This is a genomic window from Flavobacterium sp. S87F.05.LMB.W.Kidney.N, assembly GCF_004366435.1.
Classification (GTDB): Bacteria; Bacteroidota; Bacteroidia; order Flavobacteriales; family Flavobacteriaceae; genus Flavobacterium.
The window spans coordinates 532,304-555,241 of record NZ_SODX01000003.1; the positions used below are offsets into that span (position 1 = coordinate 532,304).

A 22,938-nucleotide genomic window follows, 5' to 3' on the forward strand; every position below is an offset into this window, starting at 1 on the left:
AGCCTGACATACAGATTTAAAATTTTAAAACCCTTCAAAAACTCCCAATCCAAACAAAGCAAAGTCATATTTTACAGGATCTTGCGCATCCATTTCTCTTAATTTTGTATCTAATTCCAGTAAAGCTTTTGCGTCGTTTTGCTTTCGCGAAAGAATTTCAAGTTTGCGGGCAACGTTTCCAGAATGTACATCAAGCGGACAAGATAGGGCAGCAGGAGAAATACTTTTCCAGATTCCTAAATCAACGCCTTTTGTATCTTGACGTACCATCCAGCGTAGATACATATTAATTCTTTTGGCAGCCGAATTGTTTAACGGATCTGAAATGTGTTTCTGCGTTCTCGCTAAATGATCGATCTCAAAGAATATTTTTTTGAATTCGTGAATACTTTTCTGCAGACTATTTTCTTGTTGGTTTTTAGCAAAAACAGCTTCAAGTCCGTTGTGGTTTGCATAAATGTGCTTTAAACCTTTTATAAAACCAGAAAAATCATTTCCGTTAAAAGTTCGATGGACGAAAGTTTCAAGTCTGGCCAAATCTTCATCAGAATGTGACATGACGAAATCATAAGGTGTATTGCCCATTAATTCCATCATTTTATGCGAATTCTTAATAATCATTTTGCGATTTCCCCAAGCAATTGATGCGCTTAAAAAACCAGCAATTTCAATGTCTTCTTTTTGGCTGAAAAGATGCGGAATCTGTACAGGATCACTTTCAATAAAATCCTGATTATTATATTGAATGACTTTTTCGTCTAAAAATTCTTTGAGTTCTTTTTTATTCATTTTTTGAGATTTTTTTTGCGTAAAATCCATCTTTTAATTCATTAGTACGCATTTGGGGAATGTACTGAAAGTATTTTTCAAAAGTATCAACTTGTTTTTTATTGACACAAGGTAAATCTCCATTACCGCTTGCCCATAAAAAAGCATTTTTTTGAGGAGAATTATACTTCAAATTTCCTAATTGTATAGTCTCGAAGGAGGTATTGCTTTTTGTATTTTGGTAAGGAAAAACAATATTGTTAATAGAAAATGTACTTATTTCCATCAACGATTTATGATTTGCAAGTTTACTTAGATTAAAAGGAAAAAATAAAATTAGTGCTATTGGGATTTGTGAAAGTGCTAATAGTGCATTTATTAGTTTTTTGTTCTGTATTAAACATATCAAACAAAAGACAGAGAAAAATAAAACAAAATGAATGAAAAAGCGATATTGTGGAGAGGTTATTAAAAGTAAAAATATTTGCAATATCATATTAACATAAATGAGCCAAAGAGCTTTTTCATTTTTAAATTTGTATATAAAAAAAGGTAAGGCTAGAATCAAAAAAACACTAAGTTTATTAAATAATCCATTCAGTTTTGGCAGCGTGATCCATCTTATAAATAAATCCCAAACCGACATTGAATTATATTGTTCCGCTGTAATAAAATAGCCATAATACTTCAGATTGTCATAATAAAAAGTCTGTATTTTACTCGGGATAGCATAATCTGTTGCAATTAATGTGAATATTTTAGATGGAAAAAGAAGAGATCCACAGAGAATTAGGTTTTTAATGAAAAAGAGCACGATTATTAATGTGCTTAATAAAATCGCTTTTAGAAGTTTTCCTGATAACGTCTTAAAATTAAAAACTAATAAAATTAAAGGAAAAACTGCAAATGTCAGCGTTGTGTTTTTGATGTAGAGTAAAAAAAGAACTAAAATTAAAAGCAAACCAAATGTCTCAGAAGTTATTTGTTTGAAATTTTCTAAAAAATAAAAGAAAAAAATAAAAGAAAAAAATAAACGAGAAAATGTAAACAGGAATATCTGGAGAAGGTGCACTTATAAATTGAAAAAAGAAAATATTAAATAAAGGAAGCAATCCAACTAACAAATAATTTTTGTTGTCATTTTTGCTGTATTCATTTAGTTTCTGAATGGCAAATACATTTCCTAATAGTAAGCAAAAACCACTTAAATCATTGAAATTTTTATATAAAAAGGAAAAATTAAAAACACTTTGCGTAATATGCCAGCCACTCGTCTGTCCATAAAATAAATGGAGATTTGAAAGTCCTTTTACAAAGCCATATTCGTTAAGCCATTTTATAGTTTGAATGTAATACGATTCGTTATCAATTACAAAAGGAATTGATGCACATTGTAAAATAATCAGAACAGAAATAATACATAGAACGATTTTTAGTCTTTTTGGCAGTTGTTGTAATTCTAATAAAGATGTCTTGTAAAGATCAATAATCGAATTTTGAAATTTTAGAAATGAAAAAATATTCAGAAGTATTAAAAAAATATGAAATTCGATATTAATTCTTCCGAAAATTGCCCAAATACTTGCTAGTATAGTTGTTGAGAACAACCCAAGTATAGATGTAATTACAAAATTTTTATTGCTGAGATTCATTAATTTATCGAAACTAACACCTAAATTAATGGTTGTGACTAAAATATAAATCCAGCTAATTATAATTAAAACCATTAATAAAGAATTTGCCCGTCAGACATTATCAATTTTCTATCAGCCATATTAGCCAATTCTTCGTTGTGGGTTACGATCACAAAAGTCTGCCCAAATTCGTCTCGAAGCTGAAAAAATAATTGATGCAGGTTTTCTGCAGAATGCGTGTCTAGATTTCCAGAAGGTTCATCGGCAAAAATAACATCTGGTTTATTGATCAACGCTCTTGCAACGGCCACACGCTGTTGTTCTCCGCCAGAAAGTTCGCTTGGCTTATGATTAATTCTGTGTGAAAGTCCTAAATAAGTAAGCAGTTTTTTAGCTTCGGCTTCGGTTTCTGAAGTTTTTTTTCCGGCGATATAAGCTGGGATACAAACGTTTTCTAGAGCTGTAAACTCGGGTAAAAGCTGATGAAACTGGAAAATAAAACCAAGGTTTAAATTTCTAAAATCGGATAATGTTTTGTCTTGTCTGCTTTTCTTTTTGAAATATCTGTTATAATAAACAAGCATTGAAAATATTGGCAGAAAAAGGACTCCAACAACTACTAACCTAAGTGTGTCATCAAAAACTTTAGTTCTGAAAAACATCAAATAAACGGCCAGAACAACAATGTAAAGAGAGCCAGCCCAAGTAATGATTTTAAATGTCTTTTCTTGTTTTGAATTATCGTTTTTGAGATCTTGTAATTCCAGTACATTTTTACCATTAATCGTTAATGATGAATCTGGACTATGATCTGGTTTGTCTAAAGTTCCTAAAATCTGCAGTAAAGTCGTTTTTCCAGCGCCAGATGCACCGACAATCGAAACAATTTCGCCTTTTTTAATATGTAAATCGACTCCTTTTAAAACTTCAAGTTTGTCGTAGAATTTATGTATGTTTTTTGCGTGTATCATTTAGAAAACTCTTTTTACAAAGAAACGAAGATTATGTATAGAATCAAATTTCAATGTCTTAAATTCCAAATTCCAATTTAATACCATTAAAGATCGGATTTAAATCTAAAATAAAAGGTACGTTTATTGATATGGGAATTGTGGAAATTAAATACGAAAAAGAAATAACAGAGTTTAATGGTTTATTTTTAATTTCGAATAAACTTCAAATACAGATCAAAATGCAAGATTTAAATGTTGTTGAAGATAACAGAACGTCCAAATTAATAATCGGTTTAATTTTGGATGCTATTGGTATGGTTTCATTTTCGATACCGCTTGTGGGCGAATTTTCGGATGTGATTTGGGCGCCAATTGCTGCTTTTATTATGACTAGAATGTATAAAGGACGCGTAGGAAGGGTGGCAAGTATTTTGACTTTTGTAGAAGAAATTATACCTTTTACGGATGTAATTCCTTCTTTTACATTAACATGGATTTATACTTATTTCTTTCAAAAAAATAAAGACGGCTTGTAAAAACCGTCTTTAATTCCTTTTCTTTATTGAACAATTATTTTTTTGATGTATGATGTTTTGTTTGTTTGAGGATTAATAACTTTAATTAGAAAAACGCCTTTGGAATTTAAATGAATTGTTTCGGCTGTATTGGTTCTAATTTTTTGTTGTACTAACTCTTTTCCAGCAATATCATAGATTTTAAGATCGGCAGTTTCTGTTTCTTCATTGCTAATAAAGACTGAAAAAGACCCCCTGCTCGGAATTGGCCATACATTAAAAGAGTTGTCTTTTGCTTCTTTAACAACTTGGTCAGTACCTAAAGTTAAACTTTGTCCGCTTATAATATTTACCTTTCGCTTCATAGTTCCGCCTTCAGAATCGGTAACTGTAAACTCAAAAGAGCATAATCCGTTGGCTGCTGGAGAAAATGCAACTGTATCAGTATTAAGTACTGCATTTCCGTTCACAACATTTGAAATAGCATACGAAACACCACTTGTAAATCCTCTTGATAATTTTTGAATATTGATGTCAATTTTTGTTCCTTCTGGAGATTCATAATGTGGTAAAGACATCCATTGCAGGTATTTGTCAAGATTTGTGTATCCATCTAAATCGTTATCAGCATTTGCATCTGAAAAATCACCAATTGCAGAGTTTGCATTAGTTCCAATAATAGTTTCCCACCAATTTGGAAGTCCGTCTTGATCAGTATCCCAATTGGCATCTCTATTTACAATTGGGTAAATTTCAAATCCTCCAACATCAGCTTCGTTATCTGGAAATCCAGGTTTTCCAGTTACGCTTCCAACAGCAGAATAGGTTCCGTTTAAAGTTTCTGTGATAATTCTCTGGTCATGTTCGTCAAATTCAGGCTGTGTACATCCCACATCCGACAGTACAATTTTATAAGCATTTTTGGCAGATTGCGTAGTTACATAAGAAGGGAAAAAGGGTGTGTTGACAAAATTTTCATATGTAACAGTATTTCCTGAAGCTTTTCTTCCTGCAGTTTGATTGCTTTCGTCGAAGTAGCCCGGCATCACATTTCCGTTAAAATAACATTGCTGCATTCCAGTTCCAACGCCTTCATTCTGCTGATTAAATGCTACAAATATTTTTGAGCCTGCGCCTGGTTTGTAATAATTGTTTACAAAATTCACTTCTTTGGTTCCACCGTCGGTTGTTCTGCTTCCCCAGTTGTAGACTACATTATTTGTGATGTCCATTCTGCCGGTATAGGCACCGCTTCCGTCTAATCCGCCGCCAAGACTCCAGTTACGACCGTAGCAGTGTGCTAGTAAATTATGGTGAAAACTACCAATATCTCCACCAATTGTAGCTGCATAACCATGTTCTGTTCCTGTTGGATAATTTTGATGATTGGCAGCGTTTAGAGCTTCAGAAATAAGTGTTTTTTGCAGAGTTATATTTTTTCCTGATCTAGAGCTGAAAGATTCATCAATTGTCCAGCTGATGGAACAATGATCAATAATGCTATTGTCAGCACCAGTTAATCCCATTCCGTCAAAAGTTGGTCCAGCGCCAAGTCGAACTCTTAGATTTTGGACTACGGCATCATTTCCAGTAACTCCAAAAGGAGCAGAGCGAATGCAAATACCTTTGCCAGGCGCGGTTTGTCCTGCAACTGTAACGTAAGGCTGACTTAAAACAAGACGAGATTGTAATTGGATTATTCCTGATGTATTAAAAATGATGGTTCTTGGTCCAATATCATTTGTAACAGCTTCACGGAAACTTCCAGGTCCGCTGTCGTTTAGATTAGTTACGGCAACTATTTTTCCACCTCGTCCGCCTCTTGCAAAGCGCCCATATCCCTCAGCTTCTGGAAATGCAAGCTGTGCTGGACGAAAACGCCAGATATTTCCTTTTTCAACTCCATTTGCAAGAACTTCATCAATACGCCAATAATAAGTAGCTCCTGTATATAGTCCGTTTACTTGATAAGAAGTGTTTGCTAAAGCTTGATTTCCTTTGTATTCTGGCGAAGATGTCGTGGCATTGTCTACAGCTGCTTGATCTGTACCGAAATAAATATTGTGAGAAACCGCATTTGCCGCCGCAGTCCATTGCAGTAATTTACCGCCAGAAGTTAATTCAACATGTTCGTCATTTTGTTTCGGATTTGGATTTGTGGCCTGATAAAAAATATTAGGCGTATTAAGTTCAAAACCGTTAAGCATAATATTTTTAATATTTTCTGTACCTGAGGTTTCTGCAGCAATTAAAATCACAACATCTGTGCCTGTTACAGCTTGAAATTTTAAATAAGTAGATTTGGCATCGGCAGTTTTAAGAGCTCTTACAGACGGAATTAAATTATCGACAACCAAATTTCCATTAATAGAAATATCAATTGGGCTAAAGTTATTTCCAGACGGACTGTCTACAGCATTAAAAAACGCTAAAAAGGAATGTTCGCCAGTTGTTAATCCGCTTATTTTAAGTTCTATCTGTCCTCCTAGATTTGCAGTTGTTCCTTTTACAGTTAGACCATCGCTCACTAATCTGGCATAGTATGGAGCTTGTATTCCTGCTTTGTACCAGTTTGTTCCTAGAGCATCTCCTTTGTCTCCAACTCTGGTTACAGTAAATGTAACTCCATTTTCGGTATATGTGCTGGTATTTCCAGAGGCTATTACCCAAGTTGTGTAATCTGGATCGTTTACTTCGGCTTTTGGTCTTCCAGATTGATCAAAGTCAATCTTTACTATTGGATTTTGGGCAAAAATTAAAGTCATCGGCGCAATGAGGCAGGTTATGGCCGATATCACGGAGAGTTTTAAGTAATTTTTCAGCATGTCAATGGTGGTTTGGTTAGTAAGTAAAATAATCTTAGTTAGAAAATAATTTTAAACAACTGATTATCAGGTTTAAAAAACGATTTTCACTACTGTAAAGATTATTATTACTTCAAAACAAACTATCCTGCACCATCCTGTTCTGTATGCTGTTTTCGTAGTAAATTAATATAAAAAAAACGGATTATACTTTTTTTGTATAAATTTTTTACATTGTTTATATTAGATAAATAAAGGGATTGAGTAAAAATGAATTGGTTTGAGAGAAAAAGATTTATTGACTTGAAGAAATTAAAATAAATAAAATATTGTGATTAAGAATAGGTCTTAACCAGAACGGTTTGTTTTAAAAGAAATAATTAAATTAATCTTTAAAAAGAAATCCAAGCCCCATTCTTTTGAGCATTTTCTTTTCGAAATTCCAGAAGAAACGGAATTGACCAAATAGGGTTCCTATGGCAACTAATAAAACTTGGTAAATAGGAAAAATGATTAATAAACGGATTAAAGTAAACCAAACAGCCCCGAAATCTTCTTTATAAATTCCGATCCAGTCGCAGAAAGGTCTAGAAATCCATGCAGATGCTGATCCAGTGATAGCAAAAACAATAAATATGATTATGGCTTGTAGGTTGGATGTGATTCCCCAGCGTTTTTTAAGTCTGTCCATTATTTATTTATAACCATTACAAATATACTAACATTATCTTTGCGGAACATACCCCGCGAGCTTTTGTTTGTAAGTATTTTGAAAATAAATCATATAGTTATAAATTAAATAATTCACTTCGTATCCATAACGAATCTGCGGTTGGTAATCTATAGTCATTTCGTATAAATTCGGATTGTAACGATTGGGTTGTGAAGCTCGAATGTTCCATTCCACAACATATTGATAATTTTTATTTTCGAGATAATTTAATGTATAATAATGTCTAGGAAGCGCACGAGAATTTAACCAGGTATTGAAACCATTATCTATAATTATTACTTCGTATTCTAAAGAATCGTTTGCAATTCTAACAGTATCATTTCCCTTTTTGTTTACTGCATTATTATTGCTCGCAATATTATTCTGCGAAGCTGTTGAACAAGCAATTACTGTTAATACTACAATCAATATGGAAACGCATTTTTTCATGATTTAAATTTACGAATTTTTTTTAAGGTTCAGAGGAACAAAGGTTTAAAGTAACAAAGGTTTAACTTCTTACTTATAAAAATAAAAACTGATTACAATTTGCAATCAGTTTTTAGAGTTTTCTTAAGGCCTTTGTTCCTTTGTCACTTTAAACCTTTGTACCTAGACTATTTACGACTATTTACTTCCAAACAATTTCCCAATAAATCCAGCTATACCGCCTTTGCTTTTGGTTACTACAAGAACATCAGCAACATCTACTTTTCCGTCGTTGTTTTGGTCTAGACCGAATTGCATTCCGTATTTAGAAATGGTATCCATTATTCCTGAAGCTTGTCCGCTGTTTCCTGAAATAGAGTTGATGATGTCAGAAATTTGAAAACTATTATCGTTTGGATCTTTTGCTTTATTAACTAAAGAACCTAAAATCTGCGGAATTAAATTAGACGCAACTCCGTTTGAGTCTGCACTGCTTAATCCGAATTTTTGACCAAGACTGCCGCTTAATTGTTGTTGAATTTGTTGTACTACAGGATTTGAACTATCAATAGCTTCTTTACCGCTAAACAATCCTGCAATTTGTTCGGTGCCGCCTTCAGAAACAATCTTTTTTAAACTTTCAAAAATAGAACTACTGGTTTCATTGATTACGGCTTCGTTGTGTTCGTTTGGAACAGCGTTATTGTTTACAACTGCATCGCCTCCATATTGTTGTACTAATTGGGTTAATTGTTCAAACATGATTTTTAGGATTTAGATTAGAACTCAAATTTAAACAAAAAAAGAAAGGGATTTATTAAACGATGTTAATAAATCCCTTGTAAGTGATTTAATTATAGTTTATTAGCTTAGCAAAGTAATAATTTGTGAAGCTAGTTCAGTACCAATTCTATCTTGTGCCTCTCCAGTTGCAGCTCCAATGTGCGGCGTCAAAGAGATTTTAGAGTGCATTAAAATTGCCATTTCTGGTTTTGGCTCATTTTCAAAAACATCTAATCCAGCAAAAGCAACTTTTCCAGAATCTAATGCTTTTACTAAAGCAACCTCGTCAATAACACCTCCACGAGCACAGTTAACAATTCCAACGCCATCTTTCATGATTTCAAATTCTTTCTCTCCAATGATGTAACCATTTTGAGCAGGAACGTGTAATGTGATGAAATCAGCTTCTTTAAATAAAGATTCTAAAGATTGAGAAACTACTTTAGTTGTGATAGATTGTCCGTCAAAAAATTCAACTTTAATATCTACTTCTGGAATAAAACTATCTGCAGCGATAACTTTCATTCCTAAACCAAGAGCCATTTTTGCAGTAGCCTGGCCAATACGGCCAATACCAACAATACCTAAAGTTTTACCTCTTAATTCAGTTCCGTTAGCGTAAGCTTTTTTCAAACCGTCAAAATTAGTATCTCCTTCAAGAGGCATATTTCTATTAGAATCATGTAAAAAACGTACACCATTAAATAAGTGTCCGAACACCAATTCAGCAACAGATTCTGAAGATGAAGCCGGAGTATTGATTACATGGATTCCTTTGCTTTTAGCATAGTCAACATCAATGTTATCCATACCAACACCACCACGTCCGATAATTTTAATACCAGGACAAGCGTCGATAATGTCTTTACGAACTTTAGTTGCGCTACGAACTAAAATTACGTCAATATTGTTTTCGTTTATATAGTTAGCTACTTGTTCTTGAGCTACTTTTGTAGTTATAACTTCAAATCCGCCTTTTTCTAAGGCTAGAATTCCACTTTTAGAAATTCCATCATTTGCTAATACTTTCATTGTGTGTTTATTGTTTATTTGGTGAATCGTGTAAAGGTTTAACTGTTTATACGTTTAATTGTTTAATCGATGAACCAACTATTTGATTTTTCTTTTTTTTTGATATTTTTAGCTGAAAACTGAGACTGAGACTGAAACTGAAAACTAAACTTTAGATTCCAATGCTTTCATTACGTCAACCAAAACCTGAACGCTTTCGATTGGCATTGCGTTGTAGATAGAAGCTCTGTAACCACCAACAGAACGGTGTCCTGGCAATCCAGAAATGTTTGCAGCTTTCCATAAAGCGTCAAAAGTTTCAGTGTGTTCAGGATTGTTCAGTAAGAAAGTTACATTCATATTCGAACGATCTTCAACTGCTGCTGCGCCTTTGAATAATGGGTTTCTGTCGATTTCAGCGTAAAGTAAAGCTGCTTTTGCGTTGTTTAATTTTTCAACAGCAGCAATTCCGCCTTTTTCTTTGATCCATTGTAAAGTTAAAAGAGAAACGTAAACAGAGAAAACAGGAGGAGTATTGTACATACTTTCTGCTTTGATATGTTTAGCATAATCTAACATACTAGGAATTGTTCTTCCGTTTTTACCTAAGATTTCTTCTTTAACCACAACAAGAGTTGTTCCTGCAGGTCCCATATTTTTTTGAGCTCCAGCGTAGATCAAGTCAAATTTAGAAAAATCTAATTCGCGTGAAAAAATATCAGAACTCATATCGCATACAACAGGAATATTTGTTGCTGGGAAATCTTTCATTTGAGTTCCAAAAATCGTATTATTACTTGTGCAGTGGAAATAATCAGCATCAGCTGGGATTTCGTAACCTTTTGGAATATGAGTATAATTGTCGTCTTTTGAAGAACCAACGATAACAGTTTCTCCAAAAAGTTTAGCTTCTTTAATAGCAGCAGTTGCCCATGTTCCTGAGTCTAAGTAAGCTGCTTTTCCATTTTCTTTCATTAAGTTATATGGAGCCATTAAGAATGCTGTACTTGCACCACCTTGTAAAAATAAAGCTTGATAACCTTTTCCTTGAAGTCCTAATAATTCTAAAGCAAGGGATCGGGCTTCTTCCATAACGGCAACAAAATCTTTGCTTCTGTGCGAAATTTCAAGAATAGATAATCCTGAATCATTAAAATTTAAAATTGCTTTTGATGCTTTCTCAAAAACTTCCTGAGGTAAAATACTTGGTCCTGCGCTGTAGTTGTGTTTTTTCATGGTTGTTGTTAATAGTCGAAAATTTTAAAGACGCAAATTTCGGTAATAAGAGCCGAAAAAGCGTTAAAATATTCGAAATAATTAAACATTTTATTACTTTGTTGTTAACAAAAACGTTATAGTATCGACATTATCTGCGTAATCCCACAATTGAGGTTTTTGCGTTTCTCCGAATGCAATAGTGTCACTTGTTAAATTGGTACCAACAATGCATTGAATTTGCTCTGAATCGGTTTCAAGGCGTTTTTGAAGTTCTTCAAGGTTTTCATAATATTCATAAAAAACACTCGAAATAGGAGAGGCGTAGCTCGAATCTTCTTTCAAGGTTAGAAAACCATTGTCTAACAATTTAAAATTACTCATTAAAAAAACAGCTTTATTGTAATCGTAATTATTAGCATACTTTTCATAATGAATAACATCCTGATATTTGAAAATGGCCTGAAAAAAGGCATCAAAAGAATATCCTTTAGGGACAAAAAGTTTAGAAACATTTCGGCATCCTAAACCAAAATATCTAAAAATATCTTCGCCTAATTGCTCTAGTTCTTCATGTGTTTCTTTACCCGTTAAAATAGCTGCCGAATTTCGGTTTTTGCGAATAATCGATGGCTTATCTTTAAAATAGTATTCGAAATAGCGAGAAGTATTGTTGCTTCCTGTAGCAATTACAGCATCGAAATTTTCTAGTTTTCCTTCCACGAAAGTGATCTTATCTTTCAAACTTTCATCTACAGCAATTAAATACTTGGCCAAAAAAGGCAGTAAATGCTGATCGTTTGATGATGTTTTTATTAAAGCTTTATTGCCTGTAATTAAGACCGATAAAAAATCATGAAAACCAACTAATGGAATATTTCCAGCTAATATCAAAGCAACTGTTTTTTCTTTGATGTCATTTTGAGCGAAGTCAGCTTCGTATTGAGAAAGCCATTTTTCGAGATTCTCATCTGTTAAAGCTTCTGCCCAAGACTGTAATGCGAAGTAAACTTGCTCCGGTGTATACCATCCGTTATGAGATTGGGATAAATGTATAAGTTTTTTAAAATCTTCAAAAAAGATATCATTATATAAAACGTCAGATTTTTGCACGGATTGCTCTTCAGAAAACTGACTTAAAAATTTTCCTAATTCAACAAAAACACTTTTTTTTGTTTCTAATGTCATAATGTTTGCTTATGAATTGTTTTGATTGTAATTTTGCACAAAAATAAGCTATATTACGTTATAAGGCAAAGTAGATTCAAATCTTTGATATTTTAAACTTATATTCTTATAACTTTTAACATGTAACTACGAAAAAAATGGCAATTATTATAACTGACGAATGCATAAACTGCGGGGCCTGCGAACCAGAGTGCCCGAATACAGCAATATATGAAGGAGCAGATGACTGGAGATATAAAGATGGAACAAGTCTTACTGGAAAGATAGTTTTACCTGACGGAACTGAAGTTGATGCAGACGATGCTCAAACTCCAATTTCTGACGAGGTTTACTATATCGTGCCAGGAAAATGTACAGAATGTAAAGGTTTCCACGATGAGCCTCAATGTGCTGCGGTTTGTCCGGTAGACTGTTGTGTGCCAGATGATAATCACGTAGAAGACGAAGAAACTTTGTTACAAAGACAAGCGTTTTTACACGGAGAATAATTACTTTAAGTTATTTAAAATATAATCCTGAGTTTATACTCAGGATTTTTTTTGCATAAAATTGAAATATTTTCGAAATCTTATTGTATTGATAACTAATGATTTATTTTTGAGTATTGATTTATTAACAAAAATTTAATACTTTAGTTGAAAATTTAATAACGCCTATGAAGAAACTACTACTTTTATTGGTCGTATTACTTAACAATGTAAGCGTTTTTGCACAAAGCGAAGAGTATTCTATTCTTGTAAAAGATATTGAAACTTTACAGCCAATCGAAAATGCAACTGTGGTTATCTTAAAAACCAAACAAGTTTTGCTGACTAACGAAGATGGTAAAGTTACATTTGTTTTAAACGGCGGTTCAAATGTGCAGGTTTCAGAAATGAATTATGAAAATCTGACAATGCGCTGGACTTCTTTAAAAGAAAATGAATTTATAGTTTACCTCAAAAACAAGAAAGAAAACTTAGATGAAGTTGTTGTATCAAAAGAAAATCCTCAAAAAACACTTCAAAAAATAGTTTCAAATTCAAAAGATAAAATAAGTATTTCACATCGATTAAAAGTTTATGTTCGAGAATTTTTTATGCTCGACAATCAATATTCCTACTACAATGACGGATTGGTTAATTTTCAATTCAATAAAAATAACACAACCACTTTACTGGTAGAACAAAACCGCTCTTACGGATTACTGGAAACAGATGTAAGCGCAGATTTAATGGGATATAATTTGAATAATATAATGGAAAATTATTCAAATTTTAAATATTTTGAACCTTTGTTAGATTCTAAAGCAAAGAAAGAATATGATTTTACTATTAAAGGTCATGCTAAAAATAAAGAGTATTACGTAATGTCGGTTAATCCGCTGGATAAAGCTAAAGAGGCAGTCGATAATTTTGAGATTATTTATGATCCAGTAAAAAAAATAATTTTAGAATTTACTATATCTGTAACTCCGGCGAGTCTTGATAAAATAGAAGATAAAACAAAGGTTGGAGACAAAAATATTACCAAATCGTTTGTAAAAGTGAATTATCGCTGGGATGGAACCGATTATTATCTGCTAAGTTCTAATGAAGAAATTGGATATACCGTGATTTTAAAAGATAAAGCTAAAAATATTCAAGTCAGAAATAGTTTTGTGACGACAGGTTTTAATAAACAAAACTTCACGTATAGCGAAAGTGATGTCTTTAAAGAAAAATCCCTTTTTAATAAACGAAATAAAATCTTAACCAATTATTGGGATATTTCTGGTTTTACCGCTACTGATGAAGAAAAAGCAATTATTGCCTCTTTAGAATTTAAATTGTAATTATATAAACAGAAAAAAATCCTGAACTTAATTGTTCAGGATTTTTTATTTATAAACTATTGATAAATGGATTGTCAGGCTGAGCGAAGTCGAAGCCCCGCAAAGATTTTTACAGTATTGAACTTCTTACGCATCCTTCGACTTTGCTCAGGAGGACAAAAAGAGAAATCTGCAAAATCTGCTTGAAATAACTACAAAGTTTGTCAGGCAGAGCGAAGTCGAAGCCCTTACGTATTAAAAATTAAATCCAAGTCTTGCATAGTAGTACGCACCGCTGAATCCCATTTGTACAGCATCCCAATAACCTCCAGCTTCTGTATTTCCTTGTTCATCTTGTTTTGTTGGATAAACATTGAATAAGTTGTTGCTTCCAAGAGTTAATTTCAAGCTTTTAGTAAATTGATATCCAACCGTTAAATCAGTAATTAATCTCGGATTGTATACATCGTCTTCGTCTGCGTAATCTACTAAAACGACTTTACTGAAACGTGTAAAAGCCAATCCAGCATCAAATTTATTTTTAGCATATGTAAGATTTAATCCGAATTTATTATCTGGAGCAGAAGCTAATAAAAAGGCTTTTTCACGTTTTCCAAAGAAAGTTGCTTCGTCTAAAGCGCCATTTTTAACCTTGTCAATTTTCATGTCATTAATGTTTCCAACTAGTGTTGCGCCAAACTGTCCAAAGTCAAATTGTTTTTTCCAAGAAAAAACGATATCCAAACCATGTGTGCTGGTGTCTACTCCATTAGCAAAAAATTGCGCTTCAGAAACACCAAGGTTTAATGCACTTGCGTCAAAATATCCAGTAAGAACAATACGATCTTTTACTTGAATATAATATCCATCGATTGTTGCAGTAAAATCACCAAACGAACCTGTGAATCCTAATGAAGCGTTTACTGCTTTTTCTTCGTTTAATTTATCAATTCCAAAAGCTCTAGTTACAGGGCTGTCATTTGGAGCCAGTAAAACTTCGGTTGCACCGCTGGCATTGAAATTGGTAAAACGTAAATTATAATAAATCTGCGCTAAAGATGGTGCACGGAATCCAGTACTAACAGATCCTCTGGCATTAATATGATCTGTAATTTTAAGTCTTGAAGCTAATTTTCCGTTTACAGTACTTCCAAAGTCACTATAGTTTTCAAAACGAACTGCACCGCTGAACATTAAGGCTTCTGTAACATCCAATTCTGCATCTGCATAAAGAGAGAAGTTGGTACGATCTTTATTCACTTCATTTGCCGGACTGTATCCAGGAAAACCTTGTGAACTTCCTGGTCTTGGTTCGCCAGAGATTGGGTCAATTGGGGCACTTTGTGTAGTCGGATCTGTTATAGGCTGTCCGTTGGTATCATAAGTAGTGTAAGAACCTTCTTCACCAGCAAAAATCTCGAATTTTTCAACTCTAAATTCTGTTCCAAAAGCAATATTTAAGCCACTTAAAACATCCTCGTAATTTTTTGAAATGTCAAAATTGGTTGTGTTTTGGAGTAAACTATGTCCACCAGCGTCAAATTGATGTGGCGAATTTTCTTCGAGAGAAGCATTGATCGTTCCTTTTATTTCGTATTGAAATTTATTTTTTCCAAAAGTATTGCTTAAGTCAAATTTCCAACCGCCAGAAGTTTCAGTTCTAATTCCCGCAGCCACCGAATTGTCATTAATTTTAGAAGTAATTCTCGGAGTGTAACCGCCTGGGTAAACAGATTCTACAACTCTTTCGCCGTCATTTCTGGTAAAAGCGTAAGCATCAGTATCTCTAAAATTACTTCCTCCAAAAGAATAAAACTCAGTTTTGTCAGAAATCGGAATAGCAAGATTTGCAAATAAATTTACACCCTGCATTTCAGCATCACCAAAACCTTTTCTAAAATCATATGCAGGTCTTAATGTTTTGTTTTTGTTTAAAAATTCTCCAGTAATATTTACATAACCACCTTTACTGCCAATTGCTGTTCCGTAGTTTGCCGCAACCCTTACAGAACCTCCATCAAAATCTTGATCCTTTCCGTATGAATTTCCGTTTCCATTCTTATCCAATCGAAAACCTTCGGTATTTGGTGTTCCCGGCAGGAAATCACCTTTTGCGTGAGTATTAAAAACGCCATAAGTGATAGAACCAGTAAGTTCGTTTACATTATCATTAGTAACAATATTGATAACCCCGGCAATCGCATCAGAACCATATTGTGCAGATGCTCCGTCTCGCAGGATCTCAATTCTTTTAATGGACGCAGCAGGAATTGCGTTCAAATCGGTTCCCGTATTACCGCGTCCGCGTGTTCCGAACAAATTAATTAATGAAGATTGATGTCTTCTTTTTCCGTTAATCAAAACCAAAGTCTGATCAGGCCCCATACCTCTTAAAGAAGCAGGATCAACGTGATCGGCGCCGTCAGAACCAGATTGTTTATTGGCATTAAATGACGGCGCTACATATTGTAATAATTGGTTGATTTCAATTTTTCCACTTTGTGTCGTAACGTCCTTTACATTGATTACATCAATTGGAACAGCCGAATTTACAACGGTTCTTTTCGCATTTCTAGAACCAACGACAACAACGTCATTTAAAATTTGACCTTCACTTTCCGTTAAAACAATATCTAATTTATCTCCAGAAACAGTTTTTTCAACAGTTCCAAATCCGACATAACTAAAAACTAATGTTGCACCATCTTTTACTTTTATTCTAAAACTACCTTCAAAATCGGTTGATACTCCATTCGAAGTTCCTTTTTCAATAATATTAACGCCAGGCAGTGGATTACCAGTTTTGTCTTTTACAAGACCCGAGACTTCTTTTTGTGCAAAAAGAAATGCTGAATTCAGCAGAAATAAAAATAATGCAATCTTTCTCATGGTTATTGGTTTTTTGATTTGTTTTTTGTTGATTAGTTTTATAAAAGTAGTGTTTTTTAACAAAAAATTAATAAAATGTTTAAAAATTTTAAAGAATGCTCTTAAAATTATATTATTGAACATTTTTACTTCGTGCAAGAGCTATTAAATCTTATATTTGCAAAATTTTAAAGCCAAAAAATATCATTTTGGCAGAAACCAAGAAAAACGTAAATCATAAGGCATTAAATTACAACGTTTAATGTTTTAGGTCTAATTAAATAAAGACCGAATAAATAATATAGAAACAAACAGATGAAAGCAGGAATTGTAGGATTACCAAATGTTGGAAAATCAACATTATTTAATTGTTTATCTAATGCAAAAGCGCAAAGTGCCAACTTTCCGTTTTGTACAATCGAACCTAATATTGGTGTTGTAAACGTTCCAGATCCAAGAATCAACAAATTGGAAGAATTGGTTAAACCAGAACGCGTTCAAATGGCAACTGTAGATATCGTAGATATTGCAGGTTTGGTAAAAGGAGCAAGTAAAGGTGAAGGTCTTGGAAACCAGTTCTTAGGAAACATTAGAGAGTGTAATGCTATTATTCACGTTTTACGTTGTTTTGACAATGATAATATTGTTCACGTTGACGGAAATGTAAATCCAATTCGTGATAAAGAAACTATTGATATCGAGTTACAGCTAAAAGATTTAGAAACTGTTGAAAAACGTTTGGAAAAAGTAAATCGTGCCGCTAAAACTGGAAATAAAGAAGCGCAGACTGAAAAAGCACTTTTAGACAGAATCAGAGAAGCATTATTACAGGCTAAATCGGCTCGTACAATTACTCCTCAAAGTAATGACGAAGAAGTTTTAATGGAATCTTTTCAGTTAATTACTGCAAAACCAGTTTTGTATGTTTGTAATGTTGATGAAAATTCTGCCGTAAACGGAAACAAATATGTAGATCAAGTTCGTGAGTTAGTAAAAGATGAAGATGCTGAAGTTATTGTACTTTCAGTAGGGGCAGAGGCTGATATCACTGAGTTAGAAAGTTATGAAGAGCGTCAGGTTTTCCTTGAAGATATGGGATTACAAGAACCTGGAGCTTCAGTTTTAATTCGTGCAGCTTACAAATTGCTAAAACAACAAACATACTTTACAGCAGGTGTAAAAGAAGTTCGTGCTTGGACAATCAACATTGGAGCGACTGCGCCTCAAGCAGCTGGAGTTATTCATACAGATTTTGAAAAAGGTTTCATCCGTGCTGAAGTTATTTCATACGATGATTACGTTCAATACGGCTCTGAAGCAAAAGCAAAAGAAGCTGGAAAATTTAAAGTGGAAGGAAAAGAATACGTAGTAAAAGATGGTGATGTAATGCACTTCCGTTTCAACGTTTAATTTTTTTTAGATAATTGAAGAAAGAAACAAGAAAATAGATTTAAAACTGCTGGAGAAATTCAGCAGTTTTTTTATTTTTAAGAATGAGCCTTCACTATGCGTCTGTATTTTGATTTTTCTACAAAATAAAACAAAAAAACCGTGTAAAATCCGCGCTTTCGCAAAAACGAATCCGTAAAATCCGTGTACTATCTTCAGGAAGCAAAATTTTTGGCTCAAAAATTGGTTACAGAAAAAATAACCAATTACTAATCTAAAATCAATTAATCAAAAATGCTAAAAAAAACCTTCAAATTTCTGGGCTGGGCACTTTTCGGAATCTTCACTTTTCTTGTTCTTTATGTGGTTTCTGTTTATTTCATTTCTAAAATTACAGTCAATTCAGATGTTGTAAAAGTTGAGGAACAAAATGCAATTCCCATTTACATACTTTCAAACGGTGTTCATACCGATATTGTCGTTCCGATAAAAAATGAAATTAAAGATTGGAGAAACGAAATTCAATTCAGTCAAACTCAATCTAAAGATTCAGTAATGAATTTTATCGCTTTCGGCTGGGGCGATAAAGGTTTTTATCTCGATACTCCAGAATGGTCAGATTTAAAAGCCAGTACAGCTTTAAAAGCAGCTTTTGGGGTAAGTTCATCAGCTATGCACACTACATTTTTCAAACAATTAAAAGAGGGAGAAGATTGCAAACGTATTTTAGTCTCAAAAGAAAATTATCAAAAATTAGTTTCTTACATATCTGAAAGTTTCAGCGACCCTATTCACCCGCAATGGATTGAAGGTCACAGTTACGGAAAAAAAGATGCTTTTTATGAAGCAAAAGGAAGTTACAGTCTTTTTTATACTTGTAATACTTGGGCAAATTCTGCTTTGAAAGCCGCCAATCAAAAAGCAAGTTTATGGACGGTTTATGATAAAGGGATTTTTTGTCATTATCAATAAATATTCTGCTTTAATCTTAAACTAACATGGAAAAAATATAAGATTCCACTAAAAAACGAGAATTTAAGATTTTGATTAATGCGTAAATTTGAGAGTATCTCAAAAAATCAGCAAATGAAAATCAAAAATATATTCTCCAAGTCATGGTTTCTATTGAAAAACACCTTTTTAGAATTCAACGATGACAATGCTATCAAGCTAAGTGCTGCTTTATCTTATTATACCATATTTGCATTGCCTCCTTTGTTGATTATCATCATTACTATTTGTGGTTTTTTCTTTGGAGAAGATGCTGTGACTGGTCAATTATACGGACAAATAAACGGAATGGTTGGCAATAGTGCAGCAAGTCAAATTCAGGAAGCAATAAAAAATGTTCAATTGTCTGGTGATAATATGTTTGCAACCGTCTTTGGAGTTGTGATGCTGTTAATTGGAGCTTCTGGGGTTTTTGCCGAAATACAAAGTTCTATTAATTTTATTTGGGGATTACGTGCCAAGCCGGATAAAGGAGTTAAAAAGTTTATTCAAAATCGATTAATGTCTTTTTCTATGATTGCATCAGTAGGTTTTTTAATGCTGGTCAGTCTTTTGGTAAATACAACATTAGATTTAGTGAGCTCACGCTTAAAAATATATTTTCCAGAAAGCACTGTTTATTTGTTTTATGTGGTCAATGTTGTAATTGTGCTGGCTAGTATAACACTGCTTTTTACTATTATTTTCAGGACTTTACCAGACGGAAAAATAAGATGGAAAGATGCTTTTATAGGTTCAGGAGTTACAGCGGTACTTTTTATGATTGGTAAATTTGCTATTGGTTTTTACTTGGGAAGTTCTACTGTAGCCTCTGTTTATGGCGCAGCTGGATCTGTGATAATAATTCTGGTTTGGGTTTATTATTCGGCAATTATTCTGTATTTTGGAGCAGAATTTACGAAAGTATACGCAAAATCGTACGGTGGAAAAATTTATCCGAACGAATATTCAGTTGAGATTCAAAAAGAGATTTACGAGATCGAAAATAAAGCTTAGCCGCAAATATTAATCTTTATAATTGTGGCAAGAACTTTGTTATTGAAATAAAATAAATACCACGAATATGAAAATAATAGCCTTTGGAGGAAGTAACAGCCAGCATTCAATCAATAAGCGTTTAGCGACTTATGCATCAAGTTTGTTTGAAAATGCTGAGGTTGAAGTTTTAGATCTTAATGATTTTGCTATGCCTTTATTCAGTGTTGACATTGAGAAAGAAGTTGGTCAGCATGAACTTGCAAAAGCATTTCTTGCAAAAATTGCCAGTGCAGATATATTAGTAGTTTCTTTGGCAGAAAATAATAACAACTATTCAACGGCATTTAAAAATATATTCGATTGGAGTTCCAGAATTAATAAAGAAGTCTTTCAGAAAAAGCCGATGTTACTTATGGCTACGTCGCCAGGAACAAGAGGTGGAGCATCTGTTCTAGAAATAGCTCGTAATGCTCTACCAAGATATGGTGCCGAAATTAAAGCTTCATTTTCGCTTCCAGCATTTAATGCCAATTTTGATTTAGAGAAAAATCAAATTTCTAATGCTGAATTAGACAAAGAGTTAAGAGATATTATTAAAGATTGTTTTTAAATGAGAATACCCAAACCTGCTTTTATATTTCTTTTCCTGCACTATTTTTTTCTAAATTTTACTTTTGCTCAAAAGCTTAATGAAGTAGATAAAATCGTTGCAAAATATCCTAAAAGCTTTAATACTACAGAAAAGTTAGCCGATAAAATCGAGAATGATTTTAATTCGGATTATGATCGCGCACGTGCTATTTACACTTGGATTGCTCTCAATATAAAATACGATTATAATGCTTATTTGAATCCGCCAAGAGTGCGCGGTTTTACTTATTCGTCAGAAGCCGAAAAGCAGCGAAAAATAAAACAGCTCAATGATGATCTAATTCAAACAGCATTTACTTCAAAAAAAGCAGTTTGTGAAGGCTTTACGGCTTTATATCAGCATTTGGCTTCTTTAGTGGGAATTAAATGTGAAATAATCCGTGGAGATTCTAAAACTTCAGTTCGTGATATCGGACGAAAAACAACATCTTCTAATCATGCCTGGAATATGGTTTTGATTGATAAAAAGTGGCGTTTAATTGATGTAACTTGGGGGCAGGGTTACTATGACAGCAGTAAAGGCAGAATGGTAAATGATTTTGCGCCTATTTATTTCGATACAGATCCCGATTATTTCTTTGCTAAACATTTTCCAGATTCGGGTTCTTTTTTAGGAAATAGATTAAGCAAAGAAGATTTCTTAAACGGGCCTTTAATTTATAATAAAACAATCGAGGAAGATTATAAAATAAAAGCTCCAGATTCTGGAATTTTAGAGGTTAGGAGAGGAGATAAAATCGATTTTGAAATCAAAAATGTTTCAAAATCAAATCAGGTTTTTTATCTCAATAAAAAGAATCAGGCAGTTAAAGTTCAAAATCCAAAAGAGAAACGAGGCGGTTTAGAATTTCAAATTCTTATTGATAATAACGTAGGAGACTATATTACTATTTTTGTAAATACGAGTAGTGTTGTGTCTTTCAAAATACTTCCAAAATAGATTTAATTGACGTATCTTAGCAAGTAATGATTCGAATTAAAAAGCTATGGAAACAACTTTCCTGAAATCTATTTTAGACAATGATTTCTACAAATTTACAATGCAGCATGCTGTAATAAAGCTTTTTCCTAAGGCAAAAGTTCGCTACGGATTTATAAATCGAGGAAAACATATTTTTCCAGCTGGCTTTGCAGATTTGCTTCGACATTCTGTAGATGCAATGGCAGATCTTCGGTTAACGAAAGAAGAAAAAAGTTATTTATCACATTATTGCCCTTATCTTGATCCAACTTATTTAGATTTTCTGCAAGGTTATAGTTTTGATCCATCTGAAGTGCAGATTAGCCAGGAAGGTTCAGAAATAAAAGTTACTGTTGAAGGATTTTGGTACAGAACCATTTTGTGGGAAGTACCTTTGATGGCTTTGATTTCAGAACTTTTTTACAAGTCAAATCATTTAATTCGATTGAATGATGAAGCGATAAAAGATTTGACAAAAGAGAAAATTGACAATTACAATAAATTGGGAGTTTCGGTTTTAGAATTCGGCACAAGACGCCGTCATTCGTATGATGTACATGATTTGGTAAATGAAACTTTGAAGGCATACGGAGGACAAAGTTTTATTGGCACCAGTAATGTGCATTTTGCAATGGTCAATAACAGAAGGCCTTTAGGCACGCATGCCCATGAATGGTTTATGTTTCATGCCGCACAATATGGCTTTAAAATGGCCAATTCTATAAGTTTAGAACATTGGACGCAAGTTTATGGAGGCGACCTCGGAATTGCCTTAACAGATACTTACACTACAGAAATATTTTTCAATCAATTTGATAAAAAATATTCCAAGCTTTTTGACGGTGTAAGACACGACAGCGGTGACCCAATTGAGTTTGCCCAAAAAGTGATTTCACATTACGTTAAAATGGGAATTGATCCTAAATCGAAAGCTATTGTTTTTTCAGATTCATTGAATTACGATAAAGTAAAAAAGATTGTCGATTTTTGTCAGGACAAAATCAAAACGTCATTTGGAATCGGAACAAATTTCACTAATGATGTTGGTCTTCCTGCCATGAATATGGTTATCAAATTAACCGACACAAAACCCGATAATATACATTGGCAGGGCGTAGTAAAGCTTTCTGACGAAAAAAATAAAAATACTGGAACTCCCGAAATGATTACTTTGGCAAAACAAGTACTCGGAATCAAATAGTATTTTTTTGCTGAAAATGCAGTTTTTTGATAATTTTAGCGTCCGTTTTATTTTAAAATCAATTTAAATAGATTT

20 protein-coding genes and 2 pseudogenes are annotated in these 22,938 nt (G+C 33.2%); 9 read left to right on the forward strand and 13 right to left on the reverse strand.

The genetic code is table 11. The features are described from left to right. Positions 1-24: 24 nt before the first annotated feature. From EDB96_RS11540 to EDB96_RS21295, 5 genes and pseudogenes are all read right to left on the reverse strand, one after another. Positions 25-789: a TIGR02757 family protein gene (locus EDB96_RS11540; protein WP_057118741.1), complete on the reverse strand. Its 765-nt coding sequence runs from the start codon at positions 787-789 to the stop codon at positions 25-27. Further along, complete coding sequence (locus EDB96_RS11545) at positions 782-1,729, reverse strand: LIC_10190 family membrane protein (RefSeq protein ID WP_134140878.1); 948 nt, start codon at positions 1,727-1,729, stop codon at positions 782-784. The genes EDB96_RS11540 and EDB96_RS11545 overlap by 8 nt, the downstream gene beginning before the upstream one ends. A gap of 10 nt (positions 1,730-1,739) precedes the next feature. Further along, positions 1,740-2,495, reverse strand: a complete 756-nt coding sequence (locus EDB96_RS11550) for an LIC_10190 family membrane protein (RefSeq protein WP_134140880.1) — start codon at positions 2,493-2,495, stop codon at positions 1,740-1,742. After that, positions 2,495-2,944 (reverse strand): annotated as a pseudogene (locus tag EDB96_RS21290) (ABC transporter ATP-binding protein); the annotation flags it as partial. The gene EDB96_RS11550 and the pseudogene EDB96_RS21290, both read right to left, overlap by 1 nt. 216 nt (positions 2,945-3,160) lie before the next feature. Further along, positions 3,161-3,373: pseudogene (locus EDB96_RS21295) on the reverse strand (ATP-binding cassette domain-containing protein); the annotation flags it as partial. A 221-nt stretch (positions 3,374-3,594) separates the two neighbouring features. Between EDB96_RS21295 and EDB96_RS11560 the strand changes: the two are divergent. After that, a complete protein-coding gene (locus EDB96_RS11560; protein ID WP_057118739.1) occupies positions 3,595-3,891 on the forward strand; it encodes a hypothetical protein in 297 nt (98 codons plus the stop codon). Positions 3,892-3,914: 23 nt separating this feature from the next. Here the strand turns inward: EDB96_RS11560 and EDB96_RS11565 are convergent, their stop codons facing one another. The 7 genes from EDB96_RS11565 to EDB96_RS11595 form a co-directional block, all read right to left on the reverse strand. After that, positions 3,915-6,695: a T9SS type A sorting domain-containing protein gene (locus EDB96_RS11565; RefSeq protein WP_134140884.1), complete on the reverse strand. Its 2,781-nt coding sequence runs from the start codon at positions 6,693-6,695 to the stop codon at positions 3,915-3,917. Between the two features lie 364 nt (positions 6,696-7,059). Further along, positions 7,060-7,365, reverse strand: coding sequence for a DUF6787 family protein (locus EDB96_RS11570; RefSeq protein WP_057118734.1), 306 nt, complete (start codon positions 7,363-7,365; stop codon positions 7,060-7,062). Between the two features lie 33 nt (positions 7,366-7,398). Beyond that, complete coding sequence (locus EDB96_RS11575; protein ID WP_134140887.1) at positions 7,399-7,836, reverse strand: DUF6146 family protein; 438 nt, start codon at positions 7,834-7,836, stop codon at positions 7,399-7,401. A 177-nt stretch (positions 7,837-8,013) separates the two neighbouring features. Then, entirely contained in the window at positions 8,014-8,577 is a 564-nt protein-coding gene (locus EDB96_RS11580) for a DUF937 domain-containing protein (protein WP_057118728.1), read from the reverse strand. Between the two features lie 102 nt (positions 8,578-8,679). Further along, positions 8,680-9,630: a D-2-hydroxyacid dehydrogenase gene (locus EDB96_RS11585; RefSeq protein WP_057118726.1), complete on the reverse strand. Its 951-nt coding sequence runs from the start codon at positions 9,628-9,630 to the stop codon at positions 8,680-8,682. 144 nt (positions 9,631-9,774) lie between these two features. Beyond that, a complete protein-coding gene (gene serC, locus EDB96_RS11590; RefSeq protein ID WP_134140889.1) occupies positions 9,775-10,845 on the reverse strand; it encodes a 3-phosphoserine/phosphohydroxythreonine transaminase in 1,071 nt (356 codons plus the stop codon). A 93-nt stretch (positions 10,846-10,938) separates the two neighbouring features. Next, positions 10,939-12,012, reverse strand: coding sequence for an acyl-CoA reductase (locus EDB96_RS11595; protein WP_134140891.1), 1,074 nt, complete (start codon positions 12,010-12,012; stop codon positions 10,939-10,941). A 137-nt stretch (positions 12,013-12,149) separates the two neighbouring features. On the opposite strand from EDB96_RS11595, the gene EDB96_RS11600 reads away from it, so the two are divergent. Both EDB96_RS11600 and EDB96_RS11605 read left to right on the forward strand, forming a co-directional pair. Beyond that, positions 12,150-12,500: a 4Fe-4S dicluster domain-containing protein gene (locus EDB96_RS11600; RefSeq protein ID WP_057118719.1), complete on the forward strand. Its 351-nt coding sequence runs from the start codon at positions 12,150-12,152 to the stop codon at positions 12,498-12,500. A 167-nt stretch (positions 12,501-12,667) separates the two neighbouring features. After that, positions 12,668-13,825, forward strand: a complete 1,158-nt coding sequence (locus EDB96_RS11605; RefSeq protein ID WP_134140893.1) for a hypothetical protein — start codon at positions 12,668-12,670, stop codon at positions 13,823-13,825. 234 nt (positions 13,826-14,059) lie between these two features. On the opposite strand, the gene EDB96_RS11610 is transcribed toward EDB96_RS11605, so the two are convergent. Further along, positions 14,060-16,693, reverse strand: coding sequence for a TonB-dependent receptor (locus EDB96_RS11610; RefSeq protein ID WP_134140896.1), 2,634 nt, complete (start codon positions 16,691-16,693; stop codon positions 14,060-14,062). Between the two features lie 294 nt (positions 16,694-16,987). Here EDB96_RS11610 and ychF point away from each other — a divergent pair, with 294 nt between their 5' ends. The 6 genes from ychF (at position 16,988) to pncB (ending at position 22,863) form a co-directional block, all read left to right on the forward strand. After that, positions 16,988-18,082 carry a redox-regulated ATPase YchF gene (ychF, locus tag EDB96_RS11615; protein WP_057118715.1) on the forward strand — a complete coding sequence of 365 codons (1,095 nt, stop codon included), beginning with the start codon at positions 16,988-16,990 and terminating at the stop codon, positions 18,080-18,082. Between the two features lie 273 nt (positions 18,083-18,355). Then, complete coding sequence (locus tag EDB96_RS11620; RefSeq protein ID WP_134140898.1) at positions 18,356-19,033, forward strand: TIGR02117 family protein; 678 nt, start codon at positions 18,356-18,358, stop codon at positions 19,031-19,033. Positions 19,034-19,147: 114 nt separating this feature from the next. Next, positions 19,148-20,068 carry a YihY/virulence factor BrkB family protein gene (locus EDB96_RS11625; RefSeq protein WP_134140900.1) on the forward strand — a complete coding sequence of 307 codons (921 nt, stop codon included), beginning with the start codon at positions 19,148-19,150 and terminating at the stop codon, positions 20,066-20,068. A gap of 67 nt (positions 20,069-20,135) precedes the next feature. Next, positions 20,136-20,660: an NADPH-dependent FMN reductase gene (locus EDB96_RS11630; RefSeq protein WP_134140902.1), complete on the forward strand. Its 525-nt coding sequence runs from the start codon at positions 20,136-20,138 to the stop codon at positions 20,658-20,660. Further along, positions 20,661-21,641: a transglutaminase domain-containing protein gene (locus EDB96_RS11635; RefSeq protein WP_134140904.1), complete on the forward strand. Its 981-nt coding sequence runs from the start codon at positions 20,661-20,663 to the stop codon at positions 21,639-21,641. Between the two features lie 46 nt (positions 21,642-21,687). Then, a complete protein-coding gene (gene pncB / locus EDB96_RS11640) occupies positions 21,688-22,863 on the forward strand; it encodes a nicotinate phosphoribosyltransferase (RefSeq protein WP_134140906.1) in 1,176 nt (391 codons plus the stop codon). The last annotated feature ends 75 nt before the right edge of the window (positions 22,864-22,938 follow it).